Source organism: Nocardia aobensis NBRC 100429 (assembly GCF_000308375.1).
GTDB lineage: Bacteria > Actinomycetota > Actinomycetes > Mycobacteriales > Mycobacteriaceae > Nocardia > Nocardia aobensis.
Genome location: NZ_BAFQ01000261.1, coordinates 1 through 10,615, shown reverse-complemented (window position 1 = coordinate 10,615; position 10,615 = coordinate 1). Strand labels below are relative to the sequence as shown.

The 10,615-nt window shown below is 67.9% G+C and carries 11 protein-coding genes and 1 pseudogene; 3 read left to right on the top strand and 9 right to left on the bottom strand.

The window, feature by feature from the left end:
* From RJ03_RS37410 to RJ03_RS28090, 9 genes are all read right to left on the bottom strand, one after another.
* On the bottom strand, positions 1–117 hold a 117-nt coding region (locus tag RJ03_RS37410), incomplete at its 3' end, for an NAD(P)-binding domain-containing protein (RefSeq protein ID WP_167332021.1).
* Between the two features lie 29 nt (positions 118–146).
* Entirely contained in the window at positions 147–668 is a 522-nt protein-coding gene (locus RJ03_RS28125) for a DoxX family protein (protein ID WP_036508012.1), read from the bottom strand.
* A 2-nt stretch (positions 669–670) separates the two neighbouring features.
* Positions 671–1,768 carry an alpha/beta hydrolase gene (locus RJ03_RS28120; protein WP_232329146.1) on the bottom strand — a complete coding sequence of 366 codons (1,098 nt, stop codon included), beginning with the start codon at positions 1,766–1,768 and terminating at the stop codon, positions 671–673.
* Entirely contained in the window at positions 1,765–3,426 is a 1,662-nt protein-coding gene (locus RJ03_RS28115) for a thiolase C-terminal domain-containing protein (protein WP_036508010.1), read from the bottom strand. Before RJ03_RS28115 ends, RJ03_RS28120 begins: the two co-directional genes overlap by 4 nt.
* A gap of 52 nt (positions 3,427–3,478) precedes the next feature.
* Positions 3,479–4,855 (bottom strand): cytochrome P450, encoded by a 1,377-nt coding sequence (locus RJ03_RS28110; RefSeq protein ID WP_036508007.1) that lies wholly within the window; start codon positions 4,853–4,855, stop codon positions 3,479–3,481.
* Between the two features lie 10 nt (positions 4,856–4,865).
* Positions 4,866–5,057, bottom strand: a complete 192-nt coding sequence (locus RJ03_RS28105; RefSeq protein WP_030517538.1) for a ferredoxin — start codon at positions 5,055–5,057, stop codon at positions 4,866–4,868.
* Positions 5,058–5,067: 10 nt separating this feature from the next.
* Positions 5,068–5,928, bottom strand: coding sequence for a mycofactocin-coupled SDR family oxidoreductase (locus RJ03_RS28100; protein ID WP_036508005.1), 861 nt, complete (start codon positions 5,926–5,928; stop codon positions 5,068–5,070).
* 46 nt (positions 5,929–5,974) lie between these two features.
* Positions 5,975–6,679 (bottom strand): SDR family NAD(P)-dependent oxidoreductase, encoded by a 705-nt coding sequence (locus tag RJ03_RS28095; protein WP_036508015.1) that lies wholly within the window; start codon positions 6,677–6,679, stop codon positions 5,975–5,977.
* Positions 6,676–7,482 (bottom strand): TauD/TfdA dioxygenase family protein, encoded by an 807-nt coding sequence (locus RJ03_RS28090; protein WP_036508002.1) that lies wholly within the window; start codon positions 7,480–7,482, stop codon positions 6,676–6,678. Before RJ03_RS28090 ends, RJ03_RS28095 begins: the two co-directional genes overlap by 4 nt.
* Before the next feature lie 203 nt (positions 7,483–7,685).
* Here RJ03_RS28090 and RJ03_RS28085 point away from each other — a divergent pair, with 203 nt between their 5' ends.
* The 3 genes and pseudogenes from RJ03_RS28085 to RJ03_RS28075 form a co-directional block, all read left to right on the top strand.
* Complete coding sequence (locus RJ03_RS28085; RefSeq protein ID WP_036507999.1) at positions 7,686–9,164, top strand: aldehyde dehydrogenase family protein; 1,479 nt, start codon at positions 7,686–7,688, stop codon at positions 9,162–9,164.
* Positions 9,164–10,381, top strand: a complete 1,218-nt coding sequence (locus tag RJ03_RS28080) for a CaiB/BaiF CoA transferase family protein (RefSeq protein ID WP_036507996.1) — start codon at positions 9,164–9,166, stop codon at positions 10,379–10,381. The genes RJ03_RS28085 and RJ03_RS28080 overlap by 1 nt, the downstream gene beginning before the upstream one ends.
* A 25-nt stretch (positions 10,382–10,406) precedes the next feature.
* Positions 10,407–10,615: pseudogene (locus tag RJ03_RS28075) on the top strand (DNA-binding protein); the annotation flags it as partial.

The following is a 10,615-nucleotide window of genomic DNA, read 5'->3' as shown; positions in this document are numbered from 1 at the left end:
GAACGCCTCCAGGGTCGCGGCCCGGCGGGCCCACAGCGTGGTCGGATGCCCGGCCGTGATGATGCGCCGCGCCATGGGGCCACCTTGGCTGCCCAATCCGATGAATCCGACTCGCATATCCGCACCTCTTCCGTCGAATGCCGCTGTCACGCAGTGGGTTCCGGCTGCTGCGCCGGAGCCGGCGCCGGACGCCAGAAGGTCGCCAGCAGCGCGGCCGTCGCGACCACCGCCACCCCCGCCGCGATCGCACCGCCGGCCCAGCCCATGACCTCGATATCGGTGGCGTGGTCGAGCGAGAGCCGTCCCGGGCCGAGCATGGCCGTCGCCAACGCGGTGACCGCGAGCACGAGCACGTACTCGTAGCCCTCCTTGAACACGAAGAATCCGTTCGGGCGATGCGCCAGCAGCCCCGCGACCAGCATCACCGAAACGATCGCCGCGCACGCCAGCGGCGTGAACAGGCCCACGATCAGCAGTGCGCCCGCGCCGATTTCGGTGACCACGCTCAGCCAGGCCTGCAGAATGCCGTTGCGCAAGCCCAGTCCGACGAACCAGCGGGCGGTTCCGTCGATGCGGCCGCCGCCGCGCCAATGGTTGTAGCCGTGCGCGATCATCGTCGCGCCGATCACCAGGCGCACCAAAAACAGCGCCGTGTCGGATGCGTGCACGGTTACCTCACCTCCCGGGCCGGAACGGGTTCGGCCCCGTCGAATTGTTGGGGGAAACAGTCGAAACCGTTTTCCGCGGCCAGCAGGCATTCCTCCGCGAAACCCAGCACTCCCAGGTGGTAGGCGCGAGCGGAGCGTCCGACGCTGAGGTTGTGGCCACTGCCGGGCTGGCGGTTGAGCACCACGCGCGACGCCGCGGTGAACGTCGCGCCGACATGTGTCATCGCGTCGGAATCGTTGCGCCACACCCGCTCGTGATCGCCGAGGGTGAAGCGCACCGGAATAGATACCCGGGCGGCCAAGGCCGGAAATTCGGTATCGGCCCAATCCGTGACGGCGGCGGCCTCGAGCCGCGGGCCGAGGGCGGCCAGCGCCGCGCCGCCGACGACATCCGGCGGATACAGCGAAGCGGGCCGCCAGAGCAGCTCGGCGAGTCCGCGCGGCCGCTCGACCGGCCCGCGTGGCCCCATCAATACCTGCCGGGCGGCCGCAGCGAATTCGCGTCCGGTACCGGCCAATTCGATACCCAGCAACGCGGCGCCCCGAGGGTCGGCGGCCATCCGCAGCGCCAGTTCACACCCGGCGGAATGGGCGATCACGAAGGTACCCGCGCCCCGCTCGGCATCCGGAACCAGCTGGGTGACAGCGGAATACATCACGTCGACACGGCTCTGCGGATCCCAGAGCCGGTCCGTGAACGGTGCCGACGCCCCGTAACCGGGCCGATCCAGAGCCAGCACCGTGAAGCCGAGCCCCTCCGCGACGCGCAACAGCGACAACTCGGGGTGGCCCGGACAATCGAAATAGGCGGCGGTCGTGGCGCCCCCGTGCAACGCGACCAGCACCGCACGGGGCTCGCGCGCCCGCAGCAGCAGTCCCGACACCGCGATCCCGCCCGCCTCGGTCACCACCTGTTCGGGGTCTCCTGACGGGCCGGGTACGCCCGCCCACTCGCCGGCGATCACCCGTTCGGACGGTTGCACCGGGACGAGGACCGCGGCCCGCACCTGCTCTCGCGTTCCCGGGCTCTCCTGCTCTCCCACCCGCTCCGGCGTGTTCGACGGCTCGGGGCCGCCCACTCGCTGCGACTCCACGGTCATCGCTCGCTCCGCAGCAACAGCACGCCACTGGGTGTCAGCCCGCCGCTGCTGGTGACCGCTACCCGCGCGCCGGTGACCTGACGCGGCCCGCATTCACCGCGCAGCTGGGCGACTGCCTCGTGGATCAGGCCCATGCCGTGGGTGCGCCCGTGCGAGAGCTGCCCGCCGTGTGTGTTGAGCGGCAGGATGCCGTCGCGCGCAATGTTTTTCCCGCCGTCGAGGAAGTCCTTGGCCTCGCCGATCTTGCAGAATCCCAGCGCCTCGATCCAGGACAGGCAGTTGAAGCTGAAGCCGTCGTAGAGTTCGGCGACGTCGACGTCCTCGGGCCGCAGATCGGTGCGCGACCACAGATGTGCCGACTGGCCGAGCACCTGCGGCTCGTGGGTGAGGGTGCTCTGATCCCACTCCACCCGCTCCAGGATCTGGGTGCCCACGGCCTCCACGTAGACGGGTGATGTGGCGAGGTCGGCGGCGGCCTCGACGGCCGAGACGATCACCGCCACCGCGCCGTCGCAGGGCACGTCGCAGTCGTAGAGGCCGAACGGACTGGTCACCGGCCGCGCCGACAGATAATCCTCCATCGTGAGCGGATCCCGGTACACCGCAGTGGGATTCAGGGCGGCATTGGCGCGCTGGTTCAGCGCGATCCAGCCCAGCGTCTCCTTGGTCGTGCCGTAACGATGAAAGTGCCGTTGCGCGTTCTGGGCGAGGGTGTGCGCCGCCGAGGTCGCTCCGAACGGCAGCTGCCAGCTGGTGGTGCGGCCGCCGCCCAGCGGTGCCGTCGAGCCGGTGCGGATCAATTCGTTGTAGGTGGCCTCCCACACCGTCCGGAAGCACAGGACGTGCCGTGCCAGCCCGCCCGCGACGGCCAGCATCGCCGCGATCACCGAGCCACCGGGCCCGAAGGTCTCGATGCCGCCGTTGTACCAGGTCGGCCGCACTCCCAGCGCCGATTCGAGCGCGGTCACCCCGCCCTCACCGAATCCGCCCACATTCCCGCCACCCGGGTACGAGGAGAGCCCGTCGATATCGGCCATGGTGAGTCCGGCATCGGCGACGGCACGCTCGCACGCCTGGACGGTCAGCGCCAGGGGAGGCACCATCAGCCGCCGTCCGATATCAGACATCCCGATGCCGGTCAGCGCCACCCGATCCTCGAATTTGGTGGTGGAGACGCGGGGCCGCACATGTTCGGCGAAGCGATCCGGGTCGATGTCGTCGGCAGGCAGCGGCGCCGGTTCCGGCTGTTCGGCCGTGGGCCGGAACAGGGGAAGCCACACATCCTCGTGCTGTTCGAACACCACCTCCATCCGCATGCCCAGCACCAGATCGGCGGCCTCGCAGCCGATGACGATGGTGGTCAGGCGAATTCGCGGATCCTCCACCAGCGCGACCTGACCCACCACGTACGGCGGCGGCAGCCCGGGCAATCCGAACCGCTGGTTGTGCGTGAAGCCGATGAGCGTCGCCACACCGGAGACCTCCCGCACCCCCATCACGGTGCCGTGACAATAGCGGCACACCGGCTGCGGCGGATGGATCAGCTCGGCGCAGGTACGGCACTGCTGGATCCGCAGCCGATCGTCGGCGCCGGCGGTCCAGAAGAACTCGTTCTGCGCGGTGAGCTGCGGTAGCGGCCGCCCGGACGCGGTGGTCACCTCACGCCTCCTGCTTGTCGGTGCGATCTGCGAATGCGGTTGTGCGCGCGGATCAGTGGATGTCGGCCTGTTCCTTGCGGGCGGTCACCGGCGCCGCGAGCTGTTGTTCGTCGCAGATCGTCTGCAACTTCTCGAGCGTCGCGTCGAGCCCCTCGCCCAGGCGCGGGCCGGGGGTGAAGGTCGCCGGCAGATGCCGCATGCCCTGGATGACGGCGATGGTGTCGTAGTGCACCGTGGTGTCGGGGTCGCAGCGGTAGTCCGGCATCCGGTCCAGCACCGCCAGCAGCATCCGCTTGAACACCGTGCGGGCCACATTCGAGCCGATGCAGCGGTGGATGCCGAGCCCGAAGCTGTAGTGACGGTTGCGATGCCGGTCGAGGACGATCTCGTTGGGATCCTCGAAGACGGCGGGGTCGCGGTTGGCCATCGCCCACGACAGCCACACCCGGTCGCCTTCGGCGAACCGCGTGCCGACCACCTCGCAGTCCTCGGCGATGGTGCGGCCGTCACCCGGGGCGGGTGTGTAGTACCGCAGGAATTCCTCGGTCGCCGAATCGAGCAGCGTGTCGCGTTCCCTGCTGAGGGTTTCGCGCTCGTCCGGATGCTCCGACAACCATTCCAGCGAATGCGCGGTGAGCGCGGTCGTGGTGTCGAAACCGCCGCCGATGATCAGCGCCAGCATGCCGAGCATCTCCAGGTCGGGCAGCTGGGCGCCGTTGACCGTGGCCCGTGCCACCGCGTCGATCATGCCGGGCCGCGGGTTCTCCTTGACCTCGATCAGGTTGTTGAGCAGATCCAGGCCCATTTCCCGGTGCATCGCGGTGATCCGCTCGATATCCGGGGAATCGGGCGGGGTGTAGACCGCGGCATGAACCGGTTCGTTGTAGACCGTCCACTTCTTCAGCGGGATGCCGAGCATCGCCAACGTGAGAACGGCGGGAACGATATTGGCCAGATCGTCGACGAAATCGATGTGGCCCGATTCGATCTTCTCGTCGATCGCCGCCCGCACGACCTCGTCGATGAACGGAATCCAGCGGTTGACCGCCGCCGGAGACAGATACGGGTTGAGCGCCGACCGCAGTTCGCGATGTTCGGGCTCGTCCATCTCCAGGATCCCGCCCCGGATGGCGGCGGCGCGTGGCGGCTTCGGAATCGAAATCCCTTGGTAGCCACGGCGTTCCCCGGCTGGGTCGTGATCGTTGGACACATGGGGGCAGCGGGCGAGCTCGAAGACCTCGCGATTGCCGGCGGCGACCCAGTGGCCACCGTGGGTATCCGACCAGGCGATCGGGCAGTGCTGCTGCATGTCCTGGGTGATGGACAGGAAATTGTCGCGATATTGCGGGGCGTACCGGTCGAACGAGTACTGCGGTTGTTTCCGCTCGTCGTCCGCCGGTCCGGCCTCGGTGATGTTCTCGGCGGTCACGGCGTTCCTCTCAGGTGATGGTGATCGCTCGTTCCGGGCACGACTGGGCGGCCTCGCGGACCTGTTCCTCCTGATCGGGGGGAACGTCCTCGCTGACCGCCGAGGAGTGGCCGTCGATTTCACTGAGTACGAACGACTTCGGAGCGACCATGGCGCACAGGGTGTGTCCCTGGCAGCGCTCCGGATCTACGCGCACCTTCACGGTTCTCCCCTTAGATGTGATAGTCGTACCACTTGAGGTATCCGCCGGCGTCCACCCGCATCTGCATGCCGGTGACGTAGCGGGATTCGTCGGAGGCCAGGAACAGCACCATGTTGCTGGTGTCCTCCGGTTCGATCCACGGCACCGGCATGGCCTGCTGCACATGGAACGCGGGCTGGGCGTCCTGCAGGGTCGGCTTCTCGAGGTCGGGCCGGAAGGAGCGATACATCGGCTCGCTGCGCAACATGTCCGTATTGCAGTTGGTCGGGTGGATGACATTGGCGCGGATGTTGCGCGCGGCGATATGGGTCGCCAACTCGTGCATGTACATCGACAGTCCGCGCTTGGCGACCATATAGGCGATGCCGCCGGGATCCTTACCGGGCTGATCGACCTTGGCTACATCCATCAGCGCCGCGGTCGAGCCGGTGGCGATGATCGAGGCGCCGGTGTCCAGATACGGCAGTGCGGCGTGGACGGTATTGATCACGCCGATCAGGTTGGTGTCGATGACGTCGGTCCAGGCCTGCCACTGCGGTTCGCCCTTCATTCCGGCGATACCGGCCTGGGCCACCACGACATCCAGATGCCCCAGTTCGCCGACGCCGCGTTTCACCGCGTCGCGCAGTGCGGCGATATCGCGGACGTCGGCCGCGACGGCGACGATCCGGCGGCCGGTCTTCTCCACCAGTCGTTCGGTTTCCTCGAGGTCTTCCGGCCGCGCCATCGCATAGCCGATGGTCTCGATGTCCCGGCAGATGTCGACGGCGATGATGTCGGCGCCCTCGGACGCCAGTTTCACCGCATGACTGCGGCCCTGTCCTCGTGCGGCACCGGTGACGAGGGCGACTTTGCCTTCCACGCGTCCCACTGGTGGTCCTTTCGGTTGTGTTGTGCCACGGCGCGTTCCGCGCCGGTTACGTATTCCGGCCGCCGTTGACGCCGAGGATCTGGCCGGTGATGTAGCCGGCCTCCTCGGAGACGAGGAACGCGCAGGCGGCGGCGATGTCCTCGGGCCGGCCGACCCGGCGGACCGGGGTGCGGGCGATGTGGTCGTCGATGGTTCCGCCGAGCAACCGCGCCTGTTCGGTCTTGCGCAGCATCGGGGTATCGATGAACCCGGGTGGGACCGCGTTCACCGTGATGCCTTCGGGGCCGAGTTCCAGTGCCAGCGATTTCGTCAGCCCGTTGACCGCGGACTTAGCCGAGACGTAGTGCGACATGAACGGTTGCCCGGAATGAGTGCTGGAGGAGGAGATGTTGACGATCCGGCCCCACCGCGCGGCGCGCATATCGGGCAGAACGGCCTGGATGCTGTGGAAGACGCCGTGCAGGTTCACGGCGATGGTGCGCTCCCACTGTTCGAAGCTCAGATTCGCGAACCGGCGATAGCCCTCCGCGCCGGCGGAGTTCACCAGCACCGTCACCGGGCCCAGCTGCTCGCGGATCGCGGTGAGCGCGGCGTCGATCTGGGCGCGGTCGGTGACGTCGGCGGTGTGGTCGAATTCGGAGTCGCCGGGTTTTAGGTCGAGCGTGGCGACCTGAAAACCGTCGGCGCGCAACCGATTCGCCACCGCCAGGCCGATTCCGGATCCTCCGCCGGTCACCACCGCTGTTCTCACGCCCACGGTTCGGCTCCGGCGATCGTGGTGCGGTGCAGTTCGCGTTCGGAGGTCGCGTCGTAGGGCAGGGCGCGGTGCAGGATGCCGGTGTTGTCCCACACCACCAGATCGCCCACCGTCCAGTCGTGGGTGTAGGCGAACCGCGGCTGAGTCGACCATTCCAGCAGTTCGTCGAGGAGTGTGCGGCTCTCGACCGGATCCATGCCCACGATGTGGTCGGCGGTGGCGCCGATGACCAGGGACCGGCGGCCGTCGCGGCGCTGCCACACCAATGATGTTTCGTGCGTGGGCAATTGGCGCCAATCGGCGACCTGCTCGGGGGACGGGTCCGGATGTACGAGCCGCTGGGAGGCCTCGAAGCTGTGCACCACGCGCAGGTTGTCGTAACGCTTGCGTTCGGCCTCCGGCAGTCCTTCGTAGGCGGCGTAGGTGCTGGCGAACTGGGTGCCGCCGCCTTCCATCGCCACGTGCCGCGCGGTGAGCACGGTCGCCTTGGCCGGCACGTCGTTGGTGGTGTCGTCGATATGCCAGAAGAAGGTGCCCTCGAGATATTTCGCGGCGCGGTTCTTCTCGGGATTCAGTGTGATGGTGAAGATTTCGCGGCCGCCGGGGGCGAGTACGGTGCCCAGCCGCCGGCAGAACGCCAGCTGGGCCTCGTCGTCGAGATGAAGTCCGCGGACCACCAGGACGCCACGCCACTTCAGGGCCTCGGTGCACCGGCTGATCACCGTGTCGTCGTGCAGATCCTCGACCCCGGTGACCTCCACTCCGATGGTGGGGTTCAGCGCCGTCGTCTCAACCACAAGAATCTCCCTTCCAATTGTGAGAACCGTACTCTCGCTCGCCGTTTCTCCGCAAGGTTTCCCTGGATCCGGGCTCGTTCCGGGGCTCACGGGGAGGTCGGGCCGATCGGTGCGACGTGTTCGGCCATTGCTGGGGCCGAAGCTGCTCGGATACATTATTCTCCAATGTTGAGAATGGAATTTCCATAGAACGAGGAGACGGGATGCCACAGGGCAACGCGACGGCCGGCGACGGGCGCGCCGTCACCAGACGAATGCTGATCGACGGTGAACTCGTCGCGGGGGAGCGCAGTTTCGCCTCACTCAACCCGGCCACCGGAGAGGTCTACGGTTACGCGCCCGAGGCGAGCATCGCCGATACCGAGGCGGCGATCGCGGCCGCGCGCCGGGCCTTCGACACCACCGGCTGGTCGACGAACACCGAATTTCGCGCGCACTGCCTCGAGCAGTTCTACGCGGCACTGCGCGCCGACGTCGAAGACCTGCGCGAGTTGACCATCGCCGAGGTCGGCGCGACCCGGATGATGACCCACGCCAACCAGCTCGAGACGCCGTTCGAAATCGTGAACTACTTCGCCGGCCTCACCCGCACCTACCCCCGCACCGAGGATCTGGGCGAGGTGGAGGACCGCGGCCGGATGCACCGCCGCTGGGTGGAGCGCGAGGCCTCCGGTGTGGTCGCGGCCATCGCGGCCTACAACTATCCGCATCAGCTGGCGCTGGCGAAACTGGCCCCGGCCCTGGCGGCCGGCTGCACGGTGGTGCTCAAGGGCGCACCCGACACGCCACTGGCCACGTTAGCTCTCGGCGAGGTGATCGCTCGGCACACCGATATCCCCGCGGGCGTGGTGAATGTGCTGTCCGGATCGGATATCGAGGTGGGCAGGACCCTGACCACCCATCGCGATGTCGACGTCGTCAGCTTCACCGGATCCACCGCGGTCGGCCGCCAGATCATGTCGGCGGCAGGCGATTCGCTCAAACGGGTCTTTCTCGAACTGGGCGGCAAATCCGCGATGGTCGTGCTCGACGACGCCGATTTCGGCACCGCCGCGATGTTCGGCGCCTTCAGCATCTGCAGCCACGCCGGACAGGGCTGCGCCATCACCACACGCATGCTGGTGCCGCGCGAGCGCCACGACGAGGTCGCCGAGATGGTCGCCGGATTCATGTCCAAGGTCAGCTACGGCGATCCGGGCGACCCGAAAAACTATATGGGCCCGCTGATTTCGGAACGTCAGCGCGACAAGGTGCACGGCCTCGTGCAGCGCGCGGTGGAGGCCGGCGCGAAACTGGTGTACGGCGGGGAGAAGGTCGACCCGGGCTACTTCTACACCCCGACCCTGCTCGCGGGAGTCGACCCGGACAGCGAGATCGCCCAGGAAGAGGTCTTCGGGCCGGTGCTGGCCCTGATCCCGTTCGACGACGACGAGGACGCGGTCCGCATCGCCAACAACTCCGTCTACGGGCTCTCGGGCGGCGTGTTCTCCGCCGACGAGGACCGCGCGCTGGCGGTGGCGCGCCGCATCCGCACCGGAACGATGAGTATCAACGGCGGCAACTACTTTCACCCCGATGTCCCCTTCGGCGGCTACAAGCAGTCGGGCATCGGACGTGAGATGGGCGTGGCCGGCATCGAGGAGTTCCTCGAACAGAAGTCCTTCGCCGCGGTGGTGGCCTGATGAGCGGCGGCGGCAAACCCCTGGACGGCATCCGCGTCCTCGAGGTCGCGATGTACGGGTTCGTCCCCTCGGCCGGCGCGGTACTGGCCGAATGGGGTGCGGACGTGGTGAAGGTGGAGCACGCCCGCACCGGTGATCCGCAACGCGGGTTGCGCCAGATCGGCCGGTTGAAGGTCGAGGGCGATCCCAACCCCAATATCGAGCACGCCAATCGCGGCAAACGCAGTATCGGACTGGACATGTCGGTCCCCGAGGGGCGCGAGGTGATCTACGAGCTGGCGAAGACGGCCGATGTGTTCCTCACCAGTTTCCTGCCGCAGGCGCGCGCCAAATTCGGTATCGATGTCGACGACATCCGCGCGGTGAAGCCGGACATCGTCTACGCGCGCGGCAGCGCGCTGGGACCGCGCGGCGAGGAATCGACCAAGGGCGGCTTCGATATGACCGCCTTCTGGTGCCGGGGTTCGGTCGCCGCTACCATCACCCCGGAAGGGATGGACGGCCTGATCTCTCCGCCCGGGCCGGCCTTCGGCGACACCATCTCCGGGACGAATCTCGCGGGCGGCATCGCGGCGGCACTGCTGAAACGCGAACGGACCGGCGAACCGTCGGTGGTCGACGTCTCGCTGCTGGGCAGCGGCCTGTGGTCCATGGGCCACACCATCGCGCTGTCGGCACATCTGCGCCAGCCGTTGATCGCGCCCGCACCCGGATCACACGGGGCGCCGACCAATCCGCTGTCGGGCCTCTACGAAACCGCCGACGGCCGCTATCTCTCGCTGGTCATGTTGCAGCCCAGCAAGTTCTGGGCCGACGTGATGCGCCATATCGATCGCCCGGAGCTGGCCGACGATCCGCGCTTCGCCTCGGCCGAGTCGATCGCCGCCAATACCGAAGCGGGCGTGGCGATTCTGCGCGAGGCGATCGGGCAGCGCACCCTCGCCGAATGGACCGAGAAGCTGGCGACCCTGGCCGGGCCGTGGGCGCCGGTGCAGGACAGCCTGCAGGTCGGCTCCGATCCGCAGATCCGCGCCAACGAGTACCTGGTGCAGGTCGGCAGCCTCGAAATGGTCGCCAATCCGGTGCAATTCGATCTCACCGCACCCGATACCGGACCCGGGCCGGAGTTCGCGGCGCACACCGAGGAAGTGCTGCTGGAGCTGGGGTTGGACTGGGATCGCATCATCGCGCTCAAGACCGCCGGCGCCATCACGTAGTTTCGCCCGCAGGAAGGCTGACGGCATGCCCTGTGTCGCATCGATCGGAACCTATCTGCCCTGCTGGGGCGGACCTCGCGGCCGCGTTCCCGGCGCGGACGAGGACGCGGTGACCCTGGCGGTGGAGGCCGGGCGGGCCGCCCTGTCGGGCGCCCCGCGCGCCACCGCCTACGTCGAGCGTGTCGTGGTGGTGAGCCGGGATCTGCCGCTACTGGAGAGCAGCAATGCCGCGGT